This is a genomic window from Parahoeflea olei, assembly GCF_001703635.1.
Taxonomy (GTDB): Bacteria; Pseudomonadota; Alphaproteobacteria; order Rhizobiales; family Rhizobiaceae; genus Hoeflea; species Hoeflea olei.
This window is the reverse complement of record NZ_LQZT01000007.1, coordinates 100,340-117,863: the sequence shown is the minus strand read 5'-3', so window position 1 is coordinate 117,863 and position 17,524 is coordinate 100,340. Positions and strand designations below refer to the sequence as shown.

Below are 17,524 nucleotides of genomic sequence, written 5' to 3'. Positions count from 1 at the left end.
GGTCCGGCCCGCGGCCAGGCCGATGCCGCGGCCGGCCCCGGCGATCGGCGCCGCCTCCGGCAGCGCGCGGCCGGTTGCCTCGCCCGCCCGCTCCATGCTCAATTCCGTCGCCAAGGCTTTCGGCGCCGGCCAATCCGCCACTCCAACAACAGCGTCCAGCGACAGCTGGGAGGAATTCTGATGCAAAACATAAACAAGAGCTCCGCCGATGCGGGCTTTCTCGAGATCATCTCGTTCCACCTGGGCAGCCAGGTGTTCTGCGTGAACATCATGTCGGTGCGCGAAATCCGGGGCTGGGCACCCTCGACCACGCTGCCGCATTCCCCGCCGCATGTGCTCGGCGTGATCAACCTGCGCGGATCGGTGATCCCGGTGATCGACATGGCGATCCGGCTCGGCCTGCCGGCGATCGAACCGACCGAGCGCTCGGCGATCATCGTCACCAACATCGCCGGCAAGCTGGTCGGCCTGCTCGTCGAGAACGTGTCGGACATGATCACCGTCAACAATTCCGAGCTGCAGCCCGCCCCGGACGTGCTGCCGGCCGCCGAGCGCGCGCTGACCAAGGCCATCATCCCGGTCGACAAGCAGATGATCTGCTATCTCGATCTCGATGCCCTGTTCGCGAGCCGTGAGGACATCGCTGCCTGACTCTGGGCTGCCTGACGCTGGGCCTGACTGTTCTGCATCGCATTGCGCCTGCGCTTGCCGCGCGGGCGCTTTTGCGTCTCGCAGGGCGGGCAGGCTGCGGTGCGGCTATCCGGCGAGCGCGGTGAACGACAGCTCGGAGATCACCAGCCCGGCCATCACCATCAGCACGGTGATGAAGATCGCGGACATCGTGTCACCGCCCAGGCAGAGCCGGATCACGCGGTAGTAGAGCCAGATCACGGCCAGATAGACCAGCACCGAGATCGAGGCATTGGCGGTTTCCGACAGCGGCGCCAGATAGCGCAGGGCCGCGGGAAAGAAGCCGATATAGGCCGACATCAGCCCAAACCAGTTGCTGACCACCACCAGGCCGGGCACCTGCCGCGACAGGCCCATGACCTGGCCCACCGCATAGAGCAGCAGCGCCGGGGCCACCCAGGCGAGCACGTCGAAACTGGTCGCGACCAGGAAGAAGCGCACTGTCTCGCCCGCCCCCTCCGGCCGGGTTTCGGGCAGCGCCCGCCACATGCCGGTCCACAGGAAACACTGCGCCGGCCAGGCCCAGACGAAGGCCCCGAAGGAGCGCCAGAACCCGTCCGCGGACACGTCGAAAAGCCGCGCGCCGTCCTTCCGGCCCAGCATCAGGTAGAACAGTCCGGCCAGAGACCGGCCGGCTTCGTCGCGGGTCGGGACCAGCGCGCCCGCCAAGGTCAGCGCGTCCCGGCAGCCTGGACCCGGGCCGCGAACCAGCGTTCCAGGAAGGTTTCGTAGATCACGGTCAGGCTTTCGAGATCGGCAAGCGCCGCACGCTCGTCGACCATGTGCATGGTCTTGCCGACCAGGCCGAACTCGACCACCGGGCAATAATCCTTGATGAAGCGGGCGTCCGAGGTGCCGCCGGTGGTCGACAGCGCCGGCGTGCGGCCGGTCACCGCGTTGACCGCCGCCGACAGCGTGTCGATCAGGGCGTCGTCGCGCGTCAGGAAGGAGGCGGCGCTCCTGGACTCGAAGCCGACGCGGTAGCGCACCGGCCCGCGACCGGGCCTGAGCCGGGTCCGGCCCGCGCCGCGCTCGAGGCGGGCGCGCAGCTCGGTGGCCAGGCTTTCCGCCGTCCACGTGTCGTTGAAGCGGACATTGAACTTCGCGGTGGCGCGCGCCGGGATCACATTGGCCGCGGCATTGCCGGTGTCGATGCTGGTCACTTCCAGATTGCTCGGCGGGAACCGGTCGTTGCCGGCATCGAGCGGCGGATCGATCAGGGCGTCGACCAACTCGACCAGGCCGGGCAGCGGATTGTCGGCAAGATGCGGATAGGCGACGTGGCCCTGCACCCCCTCGACGGTGAGCTCGCCCGAGAGCGAACCGCGCCGGCCGATCTTGATCATGTCGCCCATTTGATCGGGATTGGTGGGTTCGCCCACCACCGCCGCATCCCAGCGCTCGCCCCTGGCCGCGGCCCAGGCCAAGAGTTTCTCGGTGCCGTTGATCGACGGGCCTTCCTCGTCGCCGGTGATCAAGAGCGAGACCGACCCCTCGGGGGCGCCGCGCCGCGCGATCAGGCGCGCCAGCGCCGAGACGAAGCAGGCAATTCCGCCCTTCATGTCGACCGCGCCGCGGCCATGGATCTCGCCATCGGCGATCACGGCTGCGAAGGGATCATGCGTCCAGGCACCGCGGACGCCGACCGGTACCACGTCGGTGTGGCCGGCGAACATCAGATGCGGCCCGTCGCTGCCGAGCCGGGCATAGAGGTTCTGCACATCGGGCGTTCCCTCGTGCGAAAACGTGACCGTTTCGGATGCGAATCCGAGCTCTGCGAGCATGCCGGCGAGGGTGGACAGCGCACCGCCATCCTCGGGCGTGACCGAGGGGCAGCGGATCAGGGCGGCGAGTGTCTGGGAAGGATCTGTCAGTGTCATGGTTCGTGATTAGCCGATTGCCCCGAACCTGTCGACTGCCGCGGGCACGATCGCCGGGCTCAGTAGCCCGGCCGGTCGGGCGCCGGGCCGTGGCGGTTGGGGCCTTTCACCGAGGGCCAGATCACGATGATCAACAGCATGAACAGCGAGGCGGCGGGGATCACCAGAACCCCCGCCAGAATGCCGGGCAGGCCCGCGTCGTGCAGCCGCTTGATGCTCATCACCGCGATCGACCAGGCGGCTGGCAGGAACACGGCGAGGATGCCGAAGCCGGCCACGGTCAGTTGCGTGCTGTCGGGCGCAGCGCGCACCGCGGCAGAGACGGGAACCGCCATCACCACTGTCCAGAACGCCATCGCCAGGGCAAAGGTCGGGCGCGACACCCGGCCGGAGACGCCGAACAGCAGCCAGCGCATGCGCAACCCGGGTCGCTGCCCCATGGCGACGTCAGTCCCTCAGGAGCTCGTTGATGCCGGTCTTCGAACGGGTCTGCGCGTCGACGGTCTTGACGATCACCGCGCAGTAGAGATTGGGCGCGGCCGCACCATTGCCCATCGGGCTCGACCCGGGCATCGAACCGGCCACCACCACGGAATAGGGCGGCACTTCGCCATAGCTGATCTCGCCGGTCATGCGGTTGACGATCTTGGTCGACTTGCCGATATAGACGCCCATGCCGAGCACCGAGCCCTCGCGCACGATGCAGCCTTCCACCACTTCCGAGCGCGCGCCGATGAAGCAGTTGTCCTCGATGATGGTGGGGCCGGCCTGCAGCGGCTCGAGCACGCCGCCGATGCCGACGCCGCCCGACAGGTGCACGTTCTTGCCGATCTGCGCGCAGGAGCCGACGGTGGCCCAGCCGTCGACCATCGTGCCCTCGTCGACATAGGCGCCGAGATTGACGAAGGACGGCATCAGCACGACATTCTTGCCGATGAAGGAGCCGCGCCGGACGATCGACCCCGGCACCGCGCGGAAGCCCGACTTTTCGAATTCGTTGGCGGTCCAGCCCTCGAACTTGGAGGGCACCTTGTCCCACCAGACCGCATCGCCCGGGCCGCCCTTGATGATTTCCATCGGGTTGAGGCGGAACGACAAGAGCACAGCCTTCTTGAGCCACTGGTTGACGGTCCAGGTGCCGTCCTCGCCGCGTTCGGCCACCCGGGCCTCGCCGCGGTCGAGCAGGTTGAGCGCGGCCTCCACTGCCTCGCGCACCGTGCCGGTGGTGGCCGTGCTGACCTGGTCCCGGTTGTCAAAGGCGGTTTCGATGGTGCCCGCGAGGGCGGCCAGATCGTGCTTCATCGTGGCGATTCCTTAAGGTTCGGCGTCTAGTCTGGCGGATATGGGGTTAGCAACCGGCCGCCGGCGTTGTCGCACTTCTCCTAAGCGAGGCGGGACCCGGGGTCAATTCCGGCACCGCACCGGAGCCGAAACAGGACATATGAAATGAATGCCAAACGCAGTAACGATGTATGGGATCCGCTTGCCGACAGCACGCTCGACAAGCAGCGCGCGGAGCGCCAGCCGCGCACGCCGCAAAGCACCTCGCCGACCTACCGGCTGGCCTATGCCGACGAGGAGTTCCTGTGCCGCGAGGAGCTCCGCCCGGTGCGGCTGCAGCTCGAATTCCTGAAATCGGAGCTGGTGCTGGCGGAAGCCGGAATCCTGTCGACCGTGGTGATGTTCGGCGGCGCGCGGATTCCCGAGCCGGGCCATGCGCCCTGGGCCGCCAAGACCGAGGTCCAGGCCCGCAACCTCACGGCCGCATCCCGCTATTACGACGAAGCCCGGGCCTTCGCACGGCTGTGCTCGACCCATTCGCTCGCCACCGGCGGCCACGAATTCGTCATCGTCACCGGCGGCGGTCCGGGGGTGATGGAAGCCGGCAACCGCGGCGCCTGCGATGTCGGTGCCGTCTCGGTCGGGCTCAATGTCGTGCTGCCGCACGAACAGGCGCCCAACCAGTATGTGACGCCGGGGCTCAGTCTGAACTTCCACTATTTCGCCATCCGCAAGATGCATTTTCTCAAGCGCGCGCGGGCGATCGTGATCTTTCCCGGCGGCTTCGGCACCATGGACGAGCTGTTCGAGACCCTGACCCTGATCCAGACCGGACGGATGGAGCCGGTGCCGCTGATCCTGTTCGGCTCGGAGTTCTGGAACACGATCGTCGATTTCCAGGCGCTCGCCGATTTCGGCACCATCTCGCCGGCCGATCTCGAGCTGATCCGTTTCGTCGACACCGCCGACGAGGCCTGGGCGCTGCTCTGCCACCATTACGCGATCGGCGCCGTCGGCGCCTGAAACAGGTCCGGCCGGCCCCGGTGCGGGGCCGGCCGGCTGCAAGCCGAGAAAAATTCCCGGATCAGTTGCCGTTTGCGCCCCGCCGGTAGAAATCGGTGATCTCGATCTCGCCATTGCCATTGCGGTCGAGCCGCTCGAACATCTTGGTGTCGAAGGCGGTGAACTCCTCGAGGCTGACCATGCCGTCACGATCGGTGTCGAAGAAGGCCATCGAGCCGGGGCCGCGACCGCCGTCCCATCGGGTGTTGCGCGGTCCGGTCTTGCGCCAGTCGCGGCGATCGTCCTGGCGGCCGGCCATCGCCGGGCCGCGGTCGTCGCGCCGCTCGGCACGCCTGTCGCCGCGGCCGTCGCGATCGGCGTCCATGGGCCCGCGGCCGTCGCGCCACCCCCTCATGTCATCGCGCATCGACTCGCGCTGCGTCCAGTAGGCCTTGCGGGCCTCGGCCCGGGCGTCGGCGCGCTGCTGGCGCAGAATGTCGCGCAGCATGCCGAATTCCTCCGCATCGAGCGTGCCGGATCCGTCGGCATCGACGCTGTTGAACAGGCCGTGGCGCTGGGCGTGGATTTCCTCGATGATGACGGCGCCGTCGCCATCGGCGTCGAAGCGTTCCATCAGCCGCTCGACGGGCGGGGCTTTGCGGGGGCCGTCGCCGCGCGGGGCGGCCATGGCGGGAAGCGCGGCGGAGCTGACAAGCACGGCTGCGAGCGTGGCGACAAGTGTCTTTTTCATGATCGGGTTCCTTGGTTGGGATTGATGTCGTGTGCATCCCCAATCTGCCGTCACCGACCGGCAGCCACCACTTAAACCCCTGTAAGGTAGATTAAAATTTGGATAGGTTGTGCGGCTGCCCGCGCGTTGTCAGGCCACCGCGGCCAGCAGGAAGGCGGCCAGATCGTCGGTGATGTGGTCGATATGCGCCCCGTCGCGGCCTTCGTGTTCCCACACCTCGTCGAACACCCGGTCGAGATTGGTGGGCACGATCAGCACCGTGCGCATGCCGAGCGCATGCGGGGCCACCAGGTTGCGCGGCAGGTCCTCGAACATTGCCGCCCTGTCCTTGTGGACGCCGTGCCGGGCCAGGAACCGGTCATAGGTCTCGGGCGCCGGCTTGGGCTTGAGATCGGCGGCAAGGATATCGAAGATGTCGTCGAAATGGTCGAGAATGCCGAGTGCCCGCGCGGTTCGCTCGGCATGCGGCGTATCCCCGTTGGTGAAGATGAACTTGCGGCCCGGCAGCGCCTTGATCGCCGCGCCAAGGGCGGGATCGGGCTTGACCCAGGAATAATCGATATCGTGCACCTTCTCCAGAAAGTCGCTGGGATCGATGCCGTGATGCAGCATCAGCCCCTGCAACGTGGTGCCGTGGTCGCGGTAATAGCGTTTCTGCACCTCGCGCGCGGCGTCGTGGTCGAGCCCGAGCAGGTCGCGCACATAGGCCGTCATCTTCTTGTCGATCTGCGAAAACAGGTCGGTGTGGCGCGGATAGAGCGTGTTGTCGAGATCGAACACCCATTCGCTGACATGGGCGAAATCAGCGGGATCGGGCAGGGCCGATTTGTCTGTCATGCATCCCTCGGTCGGCTGATGGAGCGGCCCCTGAGCACCGGTGCGGTCCGTGGCGTCCGGCAGCGCCGCTGTCTCATTTCGCAGCGCTCTTGTCATTCGTATACGCGAGGTTTACCGCGTCTGTATACCGACTGTCAAAACTATCCTGCGAAGCATCGCGCAACAGCCATCAGGAACCGGTTCCATGCACGCCCCCGACCCCAAGAGGCGTATTTCATTCAATTTAATCAAGAGGATAGCTGCATTCACCGTTGCTTCGGTGGCGCTTTCCGTCTTGTTCACCGCATCGATCATGGCTTTCCTCGGTGCGGGCGCGGAAGCCCACCGGCTGGCGTTCCTGATCGCCCTTTTCTGTCCGCTGCTGATCGCCCCGCCGGCGACCTTCGTGTTCTTCCGGCAGACGGCCGAGCTTGCAGCCGCGCACGAAGCGCTGCGCAAGGCGCACGAGAACCTGTTTGCGATCCATGCCGAACTCAAGTCCGCGCACCGCAGCCTCGAGCACAGGGCGAGCCACGACGGCATGACCGGGCTTGCCAATCGCGAGGCCTTCCAGGCGCGGCTCGACGAGCTCAAGGCGGCCGGCGAACACGGCTATCTGCTGATGATCGATGCGGACAGGTTCAAGCAGATCAACGACGAGCATGGCCATGATGGCGGCGACCGGGCGCTCCTGGCGATCGCCGAGGCGATTTCCGCGGCGATCCGGCCCGGCGATTTCGCCGCCCGCATCGGCGGGGAGGAATTCGCGGTGCTGCTGCGCCAGGTCGGCGGGGAGCAGGCCGGCCAGATCGCCGAGGGCCTGCGGGCCAGGGTCGAGGCCGTGCGGGTGGCGACCGTCGAGGGCACGTCCTTGCAGGTGACCGTCAGCATCGGCTGCGCCGCCTTCACGGCCCAGTCGCGGATCAAGGACGACATGCGCGCGGCCGACCGGATGCTCTATGACGCCAAGCGCGATGGCCGCAACCGCGTCAGAATCACCCCCGGCATCACCCGCGCGGCCTGAGGCCGGCCCGCGCCCGGCCCGGCTCCGGCCAAGGGAGGCGGGCTTGTGGCTTGTCGCGAGGCCCGTCGGGCTGATAGACCACGCATCCTGGACGGACGCCGCCCCGTACCGGAGGGCGACACCGCGACCGTTCCACAGCCCTCGCGCACAGACAGAAAGCAGGCCGCCGGATGGAAACCTGGGTCCTCATCACCGTTGCCGCCGCGTTCCTGCAAAACATCCGCTCGGTGCTGCAAAAGCACCTGAAGGGCGTGATGGGCACGACCGGCGCCACCTTCGTGCGCTTCGGTTTCGGGGTGCCCTTCGCAATCGCCTTCGTGGCGTTTCTCGCGTTGGGACTGGGCTATCCGCTGCCGCGACCCAATGGCGGTTTCTTCTTCTGGGTCACGATCGCCGCCCTCGCCCAGATCGCCGCCCAGGCGTTGCTGATCCAGATGTTCGGCTACCGCAATTTCACCGTCGGCACCGCCTATTCCCGCACCGAACCGGCCCAGGCGGCTCTGTTCGGCCTGATCTTCCTCGGGGATCGCGTGAGCGGGGGCACGATCGCGGCCATCGCCATCAGCCTCGTCGGCGTGGTGCTGATCTCTGTCGCCCGCTCCGCCACCGGCACGGCGTCGCTGCTGCGCTCGGTGTTTTCGCGCACGGCGGCGCTGGGGCTTGCCTCGGGAACCATGTTCGGCGTCGCCGCGGTGGGCTACCGCGCGGCCTCGCTGTCGCTGGGCGGGCCCAATTTCATGATGCAGGCGGCGGTCACGCTGCTCGCCGCGATCCTGCTGCAGACCGCGGTGATGCTGGTCTGGATGCGGCTGCGGGCGCCCGACGAACTCGCACGCATCCGCGCCGCCTGGCGGATTTCCGCCCTGGTGGGGCTGGTCGGCGCCACCGCCTCCTTCGGCTGGTTCATGGCCATGACCTTGCAGAGCGCCGCCGCGGTCAAGGCGCTGGCGCAGGTCGAAATGATTTTCACCTTCGGCTCGTCGGTGCTAGTGTTCCGGGAACATGTCAACAGGCTCGAGATTGCCGGCTGCGTCCTGATTGTGGCCGGAATTGTCGTGCTCCTCTTGGTCTGAACCGCCCGATGTCGGTGTCCCCGGACGCAACTGTCCAGAGAACATGAACGGAAGCCTCATGCCCGCGCGGCACATGCCCTCCACCGTTACGCCGTCCCCCCGCCCGCGCTCCCCGGTGCGCGCGGCGCTGTTCGTGCTTGCCGCTACGCTCGGCGCCTGCGCGAGCCCGCCCGAGGGCGTGCTGTCGCCGGTGGCCAGCACCGTGCCGGATGCCACCCGGATCTCGATCCTCGTCGCCACCACGCGCGCACCGTCCGACAATCCGGGCCTGCTCTATTCCGGGGAGCGCGGCACGGCGGTCGATTTCGACGAACTGGTGGTGTCGATCCCCCCGGAAAAGGCCCGCAAGGTGGGCGAGGTGCAGTGGCCGAAGAAGCTGCCCCCCGATCCCGCGCGCGAATTCGCCACGCTCTCGGCCGAGAAGTTCACCACCGTCGGTCAGGTCGATGCCTGGTACGAGCGCAACCGTTCGCCTTCCGGACGGCTCCTGGTGTTCGTCCACGGCTTCAACACCCGCTACGAAAGCGCGGTCTACCGCTTCGCCCAGATCGCCCATGATTCCCACACCGATGCCACGCCGGTGATGTTCACCTGGCCCTCGCGCGGTTCGGTGTTCGATTACGGCTACGACAAGGAAAGCACCAACTATTCCCGCTCGGCGCTGGAGATGCTTCTGACCCGCGCCGTGGCGGCCCCGGAGATCCGGGAAATTACCATCCTGGCGCATTCCATGGGCACCTGGCTGACCATGGAATCGCTCAGGCAGATGGCGATCCGCAACCACGGCGTACCCAAAAAGATCTCAAACGTGATCCTGGCCTCGCCAGATCTCGATATCGACGTGTTCCGTCAGCAGCTGGCGGACATGGGGCCGAAGCGGCCGGATTTCACTGTGTTCGTCTCCAAGGATGACCGCGCCCTGACGCTGTCGCGGCGGATCTCCGGCAATGTCGACCGCCTCGGGCAGATCGACATCTCCAACCCCGTCTATCGCGACGAATTCGAGCGTGGCGGCATCACCATTCTCGATCTTTCGGCGCTGCAGGTCGGCGACCGGCTCAACCATTCGAAATTCGCCGAGAGCCCGGAGGTCGTGCGGCTGCTGGGCCAACGGCTGATCGACGGCCAGGCGGTCACCGAGCAGGATCTCGGCCTGGGCGCGGAACTCGGTGCTACCGCGATGTCGGTGTCCAACACCGTGGGCTCGGCCGCGGGCATCGCGATCTCGGCACCTATCGCCATCATCGATCCCAAGGCGCGCGACACGCTCGACGCCCAGTCGCGGCGCTTCGGCCGCGGCCTTGGCGACACCATCCAGGGCGTGACGCTGGGCCTAGCGGACGGACCGGCGGCGACCTCACGGCGTTGCGCACGGCAGTCCGAGGGCTGCTGACGGGGAGAGGCGTCTCGGATGGAAAAGGGCGGAGACCAACTGCAGGCACGCTGGATCGACACCCCGATCGGGCCGATGCGGGCGCTCGCCGACGCGACCCACCTCGTCGGGCTGGAATTTCATGACGAAGCCGCGGCCGCGCGTGCCGATTCGGCAACCTCCGGCACCTCGCCGGTGCTCGACCGGATCGAGGCCGAACTCCGTGCTTATTTCGCGGGCCACAGCGCCGAATTCCACACTCCGCTCAGGATCGAGGGCAACGAGCTCGAACGCAAGGTCTGGCAGCGATTGTGCGAGGTTCCGCTCGGCGAGACCTGCTCCTATGGCGACATTGCCCGCGACACCACCGGCGGGCTCGAAGCGGTGCGGCTGGTCGCGAAATATTGCGGCACCAACCGCATCCCGGTGGTCATTCCCTGCCATCGCTGCATCGGTTCGGACGGCTCGCTCACCGGGTTCGGCGGCGGGCTGTGGCGCAAGAAATGGCTGTTGCGGCACGAAGGGCGGATGCGCCCGGTCGGCCTGTTTGCGCTTTGAAGCCTGTTCGGGACGCGGCCCGGCTCAGGGAATAAGCAGCGTTCCCGCGCCGTGCGAGGTGAACAGCTCGAGCAGCACCGCATGCGGGGTCTTGCCGTTCAGGATGACCACGCCCTTCACGCCGCGCTCGATTGCCTCAATGCAGGTTTCCACCTTCGGGATCATGCCGCCCGAAATCGTGCCGTCGGCGATCAGCGCGCGCGCTTCGCTGACGGTCAATTCGTCGATCAGCTTCTTGTCCTTGTCGAGCACGCCCGGCACGTCGGTCAGGAACAGAAGCCGCGAGGCTTCCACCGCACCGGCAATCGCGCCGGCAAAGGTGTCGGCATTGATGTTGTAGGTGTGGCCGTCGCGCCCGGGCGCCACCGGGGCCAGCACCGGGATCATCTCCGACTTGGCGAGCAGGTCGAGCAGCGTCCGGTCCACTTCCACCGGCTCGCCGACAAAGCCCAGATCGAGCACCCGCTCGATGTTGGAATCGGGATCGGTGAAGCGCTTCTGCGCCTTTTCGGCATAGACCATGTTGCCGTCCTTGCCGCACAGGCCGATCGCCCATTCACCCTCGGCATTGATCAGCGCGACGATTTCCTTGTTGATCGAGCCGGCGAGCACCATCTCGACGATCTCGACGGTCTTCTCGTCGGTGACGCGCAGGCCACCCTCGAATTTCGATTCGATGCCCATCTTGGCGAGCATCGCGCCGATCTGCGGCCCGCCGCCATGCACCACGATCGGGTTGACGCCCGATTGCTTGAGCAGGGCGATGTCCTGGGCAAAGGCCTTGCCGAGCTTGGCATCGCCCATCGCGTGGCCGCCATATTTCACCACCACGGTCTTGTTCTCGTAGCGCTGCATATAGGGCAGCGCTTCTGCCAGCAGGCCGGCCTGGGTTGCGGCTTGGTCGCTTGTGAATTCGGACATGGGCATGCCTCCCGGTTCGGCGTGGGCGCCAGTGCAAAAATGGTCCGGCGCTGTTTAGCGGCATTCGGGGCCGGCAGCAACAACTCCCGCGGCCTGAACCCGGGCGCATCCGCGCTTTCGCCTTTGCCGGGAGAACCGCTTCGCCTGCTCGTGCGTAGGGGGTGGTCGCGGAAGCAGAACCTGCTAATACTCGAAAAAGATCATCAACGCGCCCGGGCCAAATGACCACAGAAGACCTCTCAGGATTGATCGCACGCACCGCGCTGGGCGACCGCAAGGCCTTCTCGGCATTGTATGCGGAGACCGCGGCGAAACTTTTCGGCGTCACGCTTCGTATTCTCAAGGACAGGGCCCAGGCCGAGGACGCCTTGCAGGAGGTCTATGTGCGCATCTGGCGGCGGGCCGGCAGCTTTCGGGTCGGCCAGGCCTCCGCAACGGCCTGGCTGGTGACGATTGCCCGCAACCAGGCGATCGACATGCTGCGTGCCCGCCAACCGGCCACTCTGGACTATGATGACGCGCCGGACATTGCCGACCAGGCCCCGGACCCGGAGGCGCGCGCCGCCCTGAGCGGCGAGGCCGGACGGATGGAAGCCTGCCTTGGCGAACTCGACGCGGACAAGGCCCGGGCGGTGGTCGGCGCCTATGTCGAGGGATTGAGTTACCAGGAGCTGGCCGAAGGCAATGGCGTGCCGCTCAACACCATGCGAACCTGGCTGCGGCGCAGCCTGCTGAAACTGAGAGAGTGCATGAACCGATGAGCGCCAACGGATGACCCTGGACCGATGACCACAGACGCGCCCATTCCCGACGACGACGCCCTGGCGGGCGAATACGTGCTCGGCGTGCTTCCGCTATCCGAACGGCTTGCGGTCGAGGACCGCATGCGCCACGACGCAGGCTTCGCGCGGCGCGTTGCCGCCTGGCAGGCGGAGCTGTCGCATCTCGACGAGGCCTATCAGCCCGAAACCCCGCCCGCGGGCGTGAAATCGCGGATCGATGCGCGGCTGTTCGCCGAAACCGACCGCCCCTCTCCGGGCCTGTGGGGTTCGCTCGTCTTCTGGCGCGGCCTGGCTTTTGCCGCCGTCGTGCTGGCCGCAGCGAGCTTCTTCCTGCCGGCCGAGGTCGCGGGGCCTGAAACCCCCGCGGCGGGGCCGCAATTGGTGGCCGAACTCGGGGCCGCGGGCAGTTCGGTCGGGCTTCTGGCCGCCCTCGATCCGGCAAACGGCGCGCTCACGGTCACGCCCGCCGCCTTCTCGCCCGACGACGGCAAGGCGCTCGAGCTCTGGCTGGTGCCGGGCGAAGGTGCCCCGGTGTCGCTCGGCGTTGTCCCCGATGACGGCGGCCGCATCCTGCTCGACCGCAGCATGGCCGAGCGCCTCGGCGCCGGAGCGCTGATCGCCGTCAGCATCGAGCCGGCCGGCGGGTCGCCCACCGGCGTGGCGACGGGGCCGGTGGTCCTTTCCGGCAAGCTCGCAAAAAAAATAGATCAGCCAAAAAAATAGATCGGCGTGGGCGAAACTCTTTTCGCGCCCCTCCCGTCTACCTCTCCAACCGCGGCGCTCCCGTGCCGCGGCAAGCGAAGGGCCGGATCAGCCGGCCCGGAAACAAAAACAGAGAGGTTCAGTCATGAAAACCACCCTACGCTCCATCGCCGCCACCGCCATTCTCTTTTCCGGCGTGAGCCTGGCCCTGGCCGCCAATCCCATGGTCGGCGGCGCCGAGATGTATCCCGACAAGAACATCGTCGAGAACGCCGTCAATTCGGCCGACCACACCACGCTGGTCGCCGCCGTCAAGGCCGCGGGCCTGGTCGACACGCTGTCGGGCGAAGGTCCGTTCACCGTGTTCGCCCCCACCAACGAAGCCTTCGCCGCGCTGCCGGAGGGCACCGTCGACACGCTGCTCAAGCCCGAGAGCAAGGACCAGCTCACCAAGGTGCTGACCTGCCATGTGGTGGCTGCGGACGCGATGTCGGACGCCATCCGGAAGATGGTCGATGACGACGGCGGCAAGCACCCGGTCAAGACCGTCGGCGGCTGCATGCTCAACGTCACCTACAAGGGCGACCAGATCATGATCGAGGACGAGACCGGCGCCATCGCCCATGTCACCATCGCCGATGTCGACCAGTCCAACGGCGTGATCCACGTCATCGACAAGGTGCTTCTGCCCAAGGGCTGAGCCTCGCCCGGGCATGCGGTCCGCCGGAGTTCAAACACGTCTCCCCGGCGCTCCGGCGACCGCCTGGCCTCCCGCCCAGCCATCTCCGGGCGGGAGGCCGTCACGGCCATGTGAAAAGATGTGGTTGGCGCGCCCGGTCCATCCGCCCTACCTATCGAACAGGAGAGAAGGAGACGCGAAATGACCAGATCCACCGATTTCACCCGTCGCGCGCTTCTGGCCGCCGGTTCCGCCGGACTGGTCCTGTCGGTATTCGCGCGCCGCTCCCCGGCGCATGCCGACGAAGGTCCGTTCGAGATCGTGCTGAGCGAGGCCGAATGGCGGGCCCGTCTTACCAAACAGCAATTCGCCGTGTTGCGCGAGGAAGCCACCGAGCGCGCCTTCACCAGCCCGCTCAACGACGAGAAGCGCAAGGGCATGTTCCACTGCGCGGGCTGCGACCTGCCGGCCTATTCGTCCGAGCACAAATATGACAGCGGCACCGGATGGCCGAGCTTCTGGAAGGCCCAGGACGGTGCAATCGGCACCAAGGAAGACCGCTCCCTGTTCTCGGTGCGCACCGAGGTGCATTGCCGCCGCTGCGGCGGCCATTTCGGCCATATCTTCGATGACGGGCCGGAGCCCACGGGAAAGCGCCATTGCCTCAATGGCGTGGCGCTCAGTTTCAAGCCGGCCGAAGCCGCCTGAAGTACGCGGTCAGTCCCGAACCTCAGGCAACCTACTGGGTGATCGCCAGCGCGATCGCTTCCCTCAGATCGTCGATGCCGGTCGATTTTTCCGACGAGGTGGCGATGATTTCCGGATAGGCGGCGGGCCGGCGCTTGAGCAGCGCCACCGTGTCCGACATCAGCCGCGGCACGCCGGCCTGCTTGATCTTGTCGGTCTTGGTCAGCACCACCTGGTAGGACATCGCCGCCTTGTCGAGCAGGTCCATCACGCCTTCGTCGTTCTTCTTGATGCCGTGGCGGCTATCGATCAGCAGATAGACGCGCTTGAGCGTCGAGCGGCCGCGCAGATAGTCGAACACCAGCTTGGTCCACTGGTCGACCTGGTCCTTGGGCGCCTTGGCGTAGCCGTAGCCGGGCATGTCGACCAGCGCCATCGGCGGCAGGTCGTCCTCTGCCCCCGAATAGCCTTCGGGCACGAAATAGTTGAGCTCCTGGGTGCGGCCCGGCGTGTTCGAGGTCCGCGCCAGCCCGTTCATCCCCACCAGCGCGTTGATCAGCGAGGACTTGCCGACATTGGAGCGGCCCGCGAAGGCGATCTCCGGCGGGCCTTCCGGCGGCAGGAACTTGAGTGCCGGCACGCCGCGGATGAACACCCACGGCCGGCGGCCGAACAGCGTGGCCGACAGTTGCTTCGCGGCCTGGACGGCCGGATCGGCGGACAGGTTGGTCATCGCTTCCGCCTTTCGCGGCTGGTTCAGGTCTTTTTCGGCTTTCGCTTGAACAGACCCTTGAGGTTGTCCCACAGCTCGATCTTGGCGCCCTGGCGCTTCATGATCACGCCCTGCTGGATCACCGACAGCGTGTTGTTCCAGGCCCAGTAGATCACCAGACCGGCAGGGAAGGTCGCCAGCATGAAGGTGAAGATCACCGGCATCCAGGTGAAAATCATCGCCTGGGTCGGATCCGGCGGTGTCGGGTTCATGCGCATCTGGATGAACATGGTGATGCCCATGATCAGCGGCCAGACGCCGATCATCAGGAACGACGGCACGTCATAGGGCAAGAGGCCGAACAGGTTGAACAGCGAGGTCGGATCGGGCGCGGACAGGTCCTTGATCCAGCCGAAGAAGGGCGCGTGCCGCATCTCGATGGTGATGTAGAGCACCTTGTAGAGCGAGAAGAACACCGGGATCTGCAACAGCACCGGCCAGCAGCCGGCCACCGGGTTGATCTTCTCCTTCTTGTACAGCTCCATCATGCCCTGCTGCAGGGCCATCTTGTCGTCGCCGTGCTTCTGCTTGAGCTCCTCGAGCTTGGGCTGCACCTTCTTCATGTTGGCCATCGACACATAGGACTTGTTGGCCAGCGGGAAGAAGATCAGCTTGACGATCACGGTGGTGACCAGGATCGAGATGCCGAAATTGCCGAACAGCTTGTAGAGGTAGTCGATCAGCCAGAACATCGGCTTGGTCAGGAAATAGAACCAGCCCCAGTCGATCATCAGGTCGAAATTGAGGATGTTGTACTGGTCCTTGTAGCCGGAAATGACCGGCACTTCCTTGGCGCCGGCGAAGACCAGCGTCTTGGAGGTCACGCTGCCGCCCGGCGCGATCGACTGCGCATCGGTCTTGAAGTCGGCCTGGTAGCGGGCGCGCCCGTCGGTGAAATGCGCAAAACGGGTCTCGAAGCCCGCACCCTGCGGCGGCACCAGCGCGGAGGCCCAGTACTTATCGGTGATGCCCATCCAGCCGGCGGTGGCCTTCGCGTGCGAGATCACCGGGGTTTCCTCGACATCGGAATAGTCGACTTCCTGCAGGCCCTCGTCACCGATGACGCCGATCAGGCCTTCATGCAGCACGTAGACGCCCTTGGTCTGGGGCTTGAAGAAGCGGGTGACGCGACCGTAGCCGGCCACGGCGGCAGCGGCGCTGCCGGAGTTTGCGACCGTGTCCTCGAAGCTGAACATGTAGTTCTCGTCGACCGAGATCACGCGCGTGAAGGTGAGGCCCGCGCCGTTGTCATAGGTCAGCGTCACCGGCGTCGAGGGGGTGAGAACCTGGTTTGCATCAGAGTTCCAGACCGTGTCCGGACCCGGCGCCGGGCCGGAGGTCGCGTCGGCGATGAAGCCGACTTCTGCGAAATAGCCGTTGGCCAGCGAGGCGGGGCTCAGCAGCGTGATCTTCGGGCTCGTGGGGTCCACGGTCTCGTGGTACTCCTTGAGCAGGATGTCGTCGATGCGCGCGCCGGCAAGGTTGATCGAGCCGGACAGCGACGGCGTGTCGATGGCGATCCGCGGGGTCTGGGCCAGAACCTGTTCGCGGGTCTGGCCGGAGGCGGCGGAAATCGCGCCGGGCACGGCGGTTTCGCCGGAGGGCGTGGTTCCGCCCGGCGCCGCCCCGTCCACGGTCGCGGGGCTCTGTGCGGCCTGCTCGGCCTGCACCGCCTCGGCGGCGGCGCGCTCGCGCTCGATCTTGGGGCTGACGAAAAGGAACTGCCAGGCGACGAGAACAAGCACCGACAAGAGGATTGCGACGAAATAGTTACGGTTGGTTTCCATCACTCTTTCCTGCTGGCCGGGCCTGAAGCGCCTGGCGTTCTGATGTTGTCCGGTGCGCCGGACTTCTCCCGCGTGCGCACCTGTCTGTCCCGCGCAGGACCGCCGCCTTCGGCGATCCGTTCGGCGAGCGCCCTGACCAGTCCGTCGAACGGGGCGGTCAGCGTATCGCGGCGTGCGACCACCACATAGTCGTGTCCGGGCTTGAATGGAACCCCTGCAATGTGACGCACGGCCTCTTTGAGCCGGCGGCGCATGCGGTTGCGCTCCACCGAATTGCCCTGTTTCTTGGTCACGGTATAGCCGATGCGGGGAGGGTGGTCCGGTTTCCCCCGGTCGAGGGTTTCCAGAAGAAAATAGGGGCCGCGCAGGCGTCTGCCCTTTTGCACGGCGAGGAAATCCGGGCGGGTCTTAAGCCGCCCGGGTTTCTTGATGGTGTCGTCTTGCGCCACGCGACATGCTTTCTTCGCGGGTCGTCTCTGAAGGATCAGGCCGAAAGACGTTTACGCCCGCGGGCGCGGCGAGCCTGGATGACCTTGCGGCCGCCCTTGGTTGCCATGCGCGCACGGAAGCCGTGGCGCCGCTTGCGAACAAGCTTGGAGGGTTGGTATGTACGCTTTGACATTTATTTAAATACCGCGGTGTGCGGCCCTTCTTGGAACATCTGCGTTTGGAGGTTCAGTCCGCCGAAATGCATTCCCGGAAACCGGATGCTCCCGCGGACGAGCGGCTTATACGCGTGTTCAACGG

General features: G+C 66.3%; 21 protein-coding genes. 10 read left to right on the top strand and 11 right to left on the bottom strand.

The window, feature by feature from the left end; genetic code table 11:
- Nucleotides 1-180: 180 nt before the first annotated feature.
- On the top strand, nt 181-651 hold the full coding sequence (locus tag AWJ14_RS07045; protein ID WP_066176778.1) for a chemotaxis protein CheW: 471 nt from the start codon (nt 181-183) through the stop codon (nt 649-651).
- 105 nt (nt 652-756) lie between these two features.
- On the opposite strand, the gene AWJ14_RS07040 is transcribed toward AWJ14_RS07045, so the two are convergent.
- Genes AWJ14_RS07040 through dapD form a run of 4 tightly spaced genes read right to left on the bottom strand, consistent with a single transcriptional unit; the run spans nt 757 to nt 3,872 of the window.
- Complete coding sequence (locus AWJ14_RS07040; RefSeq protein WP_066176776.1) at nt 757-1,359, bottom strand: hypothetical protein; 603 nt, start codon at nt 1,357-1,359, stop codon at nt 757-759.
- 2 nt (nt 1,360-1,361) lie between these two features.
- Nucleotides 1,362-2,570, bottom strand: a complete 1,209-nt coding sequence (gene dapE / locus AWJ14_RS07035; protein WP_066176773.1) for a succinyl-diaminopimelate desuccinylase — start codon at nt 2,568-2,570, stop codon at nt 1,362-1,364.
- Nucleotides 2,571-2,629: 59 nt separating this feature from the next.
- Entirely contained in the window at nt 2,630-3,010 is a 381-nt protein-coding gene (locus tag AWJ14_RS07030) for a DUF805 domain-containing protein (RefSeq protein ID WP_083220112.1), read from the bottom strand.
- A 7-nt stretch (nt 3,011-3,017) separates the two neighbouring features.
- Nucleotides 3,018-3,872, bottom strand: coding sequence for a 2,3,4,5-tetrahydropyridine-2,6-dicarboxylate N-succinyltransferase (gene dapD, locus AWJ14_RS07025; RefSeq protein WP_066176768.1), 855 nt, complete (start codon nt 3,870-3,872; stop codon nt 3,018-3,020).
- Nucleotides 3,873-4,016: 144 nt separating this feature from the next.
- Between dapD and AWJ14_RS07020 the strand changes: the two genes are divergently transcribed.
- Complete coding sequence (locus AWJ14_RS07020) at nt 4,017-4,874, top strand: LOG family protein (protein ID WP_066176766.1); 858 nt, start codon at nt 4,017-4,019, stop codon at nt 4,872-4,874.
- A gap of 61 nt (nt 4,875-4,935) precedes the next feature.
- On the opposite strand, the gene AWJ14_RS07015 is transcribed toward AWJ14_RS07020, so the two are convergent.
- Nucleotides 4,936-5,604, bottom strand: a complete 669-nt coding sequence (locus tag AWJ14_RS07015) for an EF-hand domain-containing protein (RefSeq protein ID WP_066176762.1) — start codon at nt 5,602-5,604, stop codon at nt 4,936-4,938.
- A 129-nt stretch (nt 5,605-5,733) separates the two neighbouring features.
- Nucleotides 5,734-6,441: a pyrimidine 5'-nucleotidase gene (locus tag AWJ14_RS07010; protein ID WP_066176760.1), complete on the bottom strand. Its 708-nt coding sequence runs from the start codon at nt 6,439-6,441 to the stop codon at nt 5,734-5,736.
- A 292-nt stretch (nt 6,442-6,733) separates the two neighbouring features.
- Here AWJ14_RS07010 and AWJ14_RS07005 point away from each other — a divergent pair, with 292 nt between their 5' ends.
- From AWJ14_RS07005 to AWJ14_RS06990, 4 genes are all read left to right on the top strand, one after another.
- A complete protein-coding gene (locus tag AWJ14_RS07005; RefSeq protein ID WP_171904835.1) occupies nt 6,734-7,444 on the top strand; it encodes a GGDEF domain-containing protein in 711 nt (236 codons plus the stop codon).
- 170 nt (nt 7,445-7,614) lie between these two features.
- Nucleotides 7,615-8,517, top strand: coding sequence for a DMT family transporter (locus AWJ14_RS07000; protein WP_066176756.1), 903 nt, complete (start codon nt 7,615-7,617; stop codon nt 8,515-8,517).
- 73 nt (nt 8,518-8,590) lie between these two features.
- Entirely contained in the window at nt 8,591-9,910 is a 1,320-nt protein-coding gene (locus AWJ14_RS06995; RefSeq protein WP_083220116.1) for an alpha/beta hydrolase, read from the top strand.
- 18 nt (nt 9,911-9,928) lie between these two features.
- Complete coding sequence (locus AWJ14_RS06990; protein ID WP_066176751.1) at nt 9,929-10,447, top strand: methylated-DNA--[protein]-cysteine S-methyltransferase; 519 nt, start codon at nt 9,929-9,931, stop codon at nt 10,445-10,447.
- A 24-nt stretch (nt 10,448-10,471) separates the two neighbouring features.
- Here the strand turns inward: AWJ14_RS06990 and argB are convergent, their stop codons facing one another.
- The gene (gene argB / locus AWJ14_RS06985; protein WP_066176749.1) at nt 10,472-11,368 is read right to left on the bottom strand and encodes an acetylglutamate kinase; all 897 of its coding nucleotides are present in this window, start codon (nt 11,366-11,368) and stop codon (nt 10,472-10,474) included.
- A gap of 221 nt (nt 11,369-11,589) precedes the next feature.
- Here argB and AWJ14_RS06980 point away from each other — a divergent pair, with 221 nt between their 5' ends.
- From AWJ14_RS06980 to msrB, 4 genes are all read left to right on the top strand, one after another.
- Nucleotides 11,590-12,129, top strand: coding sequence for a sigma-70 family RNA polymerase sigma factor (locus AWJ14_RS06980; RefSeq protein ID WP_066176747.1), 540 nt, complete (start codon nt 11,590-11,592; stop codon nt 12,127-12,129).
- Nucleotides 12,130-12,153: 24 nt separating this feature from the next.
- A complete protein-coding gene (locus tag AWJ14_RS06975; protein WP_066176745.1) occupies nt 12,154-12,873 on the top strand; it encodes an anti-sigma factor in 720 nt (239 codons plus the stop codon).
- A 124-nt stretch (nt 12,874-12,997) separates the two neighbouring features.
- Entirely contained in the window at nt 12,998-13,552 is a 555-nt protein-coding gene (locus AWJ14_RS06970; RefSeq protein WP_066176744.1) for a fasciclin domain-containing protein, read from the top strand.
- Nucleotides 13,553-13,732: 180 nt separating this feature from the next.
- Nucleotides 13,733-14,239, top strand: coding sequence for a peptide-methionine (R)-S-oxide reductase MsrB (gene msrB, locus AWJ14_RS06965; protein WP_066176741.1), 507 nt, complete (start codon nt 13,733-13,735; stop codon nt 14,237-14,239).
- Between the two features lie 31 nt (nt 14,240-14,270).
- On the opposite strand, the gene yihA is transcribed toward msrB, so the two are convergent.
- The 4 genes from yihA to rpmH are packed head-to-tail and all read right to left on the bottom strand — an operon-like array spanning nt 14,271 to nt 17,399.
- On the bottom strand, nt 14,271-14,951 hold the full coding sequence (gene yihA / locus AWJ14_RS06960) for a ribosome biogenesis GTP-binding protein YihA/YsxC (RefSeq protein WP_066176739.1): 681 nt from the start codon (nt 14,949-14,951) through the stop codon (nt 14,271-14,273).
- 23 nt (nt 14,952-14,974) lie between these two features.
- Nucleotides 14,975-16,777, bottom strand: coding sequence for a membrane protein insertase YidC (yidC, locus tag AWJ14_RS06955; RefSeq protein ID WP_066176738.1), 1,803 nt, complete (start codon nt 16,775-16,777; stop codon nt 14,975-14,977).
- Nucleotides 16,777-17,226, bottom strand: a complete 450-nt coding sequence (gene rnpA / locus AWJ14_RS06950) for a ribonuclease P protein component (protein WP_066176736.1) — start codon at nt 17,224-17,226, stop codon at nt 16,777-16,779. Before rnpA ends, yidC begins: the two co-directional genes overlap by 1 nt.
- Before the next feature lie 35 nt (nt 17,227-17,261).
- Nucleotides 17,262-17,399, bottom strand: a complete 138-nt coding sequence (gene rpmH, locus AWJ14_RS21865) for a 50S ribosomal protein L34 (protein WP_083220111.1) — start codon at nt 17,397-17,399, stop codon at nt 17,262-17,264.
- Nucleotides 17,400-17,524 lie beyond the last annotated feature (125 nt).

What these genes read in the sequence shown, in the direction of transcription:
- AWJ14_RS07045 (WP_066176778.1), top strand. Translation starts at nt 181, where the DNA reads ATGCAAAACATAAACAAGAGCTCCGCCGATGCGGGCTTTCTCGAGATC.
- dapE (WP_066176773.1), bottom strand. Translation starts at nt 2,570, where the DNA reads ATGACACTGACAGATCCTTCCCAGACACTCGCCGCCCTGATCCGCTGC.
- AWJ14_RS07030 (WP_083220112.1), bottom strand. Translation starts at nt 3,010, where the DNA reads ATGGGGCAGCGACCCGGGTTGCGCATGCGCTGGCTGCTGTTCGGCGTC.
- dapD (WP_066176768.1), bottom strand. Translation starts at nt 3,872, where the DNA reads ATGAAGCACGATCTGGCCGCCCTCGCGGGCACCATCGAAACCGCCTTT.
- AWJ14_RS07020 (WP_066176766.1), top strand. Translation starts at nt 4,017, where the DNA reads ATGAATGCCAAACGCAGTAACGATGTATGGGATCCGCTTGCCGACAGC.
- AWJ14_RS07015 (WP_066176762.1), bottom strand. Translation starts at nt 5,604, where the DNA reads ATGAAAAAGACACTTGTCGCCACGCTCGCAGCCGTGCTTGTCAGCTCC.
- AWJ14_RS07010 (WP_066176760.1), bottom strand. Translation starts at nt 6,441, where the DNA reads ATGACAGACAAATCGGCCCTGCCCGATCCCGCTGATTTCGCCCATGTC.
- AWJ14_RS07005 (WP_171904835.1), top strand. Translation starts at nt 6,734, where the DNA reads ATGGCTTTCCTCGGTGCGGGCGCGGAAGCCCACCGGCTGGCGTTCCTG.
- AWJ14_RS07000 (WP_066176756.1), top strand. Translation starts at nt 7,615, where the DNA reads ATGGAAACCTGGGTCCTCATCACCGTTGCCGCCGCGTTCCTGCAAAAC.
- AWJ14_RS06995 (WP_083220116.1), top strand. Translation starts at nt 8,591, where the DNA reads ATGCCCTCCACCGTTACGCCGTCCCCCCGCCCGCGCTCCCCGGTGCGC.
- AWJ14_RS06990 (WP_066176751.1), top strand. Translation starts at nt 9,929, where the DNA reads ATGGAAAAGGGCGGAGACCAACTGCAGGCACGCTGGATCGACACCCCG.
- argB (WP_066176749.1), bottom strand. Translation starts at nt 11,368, where the DNA reads ATGTCCGAATTCACAAGCGACCAAGCCGCAACCCAGGCCGGCCTGCTG.
- AWJ14_RS06980 (WP_066176747.1), top strand. Translation starts at nt 11,590, where the DNA reads ATGACCACAGAAGACCTCTCAGGATTGATCGCACGCACCGCGCTGGGC.
- AWJ14_RS06975 (WP_066176745.1), top strand. Translation starts at nt 12,154, where the DNA reads ATGACCACAGACGCGCCCATTCCCGACGACGACGCCCTGGCGGGCGAA.
- AWJ14_RS06970 (WP_066176744.1), top strand. Translation starts at nt 12,998, where the DNA reads ATGAAAACCACCCTACGCTCCATCGCCGCCACCGCCATTCTCTTTTCC.
- msrB (WP_066176741.1), top strand. Translation starts at nt 13,733, where the DNA reads ATGACCAGATCCACCGATTTCACCCGTCGCGCGCTTCTGGCCGCCGGT.
- yihA (WP_066176739.1), bottom strand. Translation starts at nt 14,951, where the DNA reads ATGACCAACCTGTCCGCCGATCCGGCCGTCCAGGCCGCGAAGCAACTG.
- yidC (WP_066176738.1), bottom strand. Translation starts at nt 16,777, where the DNA reads ATGGAAACCAACCGTAACTATTTCGTCGCAATCCTCTTGTCGGTGCTT.
- rpmH (WP_083220111.1), bottom strand. Translation starts at nt 17,399, where the DNA reads ATGTCAAAGCGTACATACCAACCCTCCAAGCTTGTTCGCAAGCGGCGC.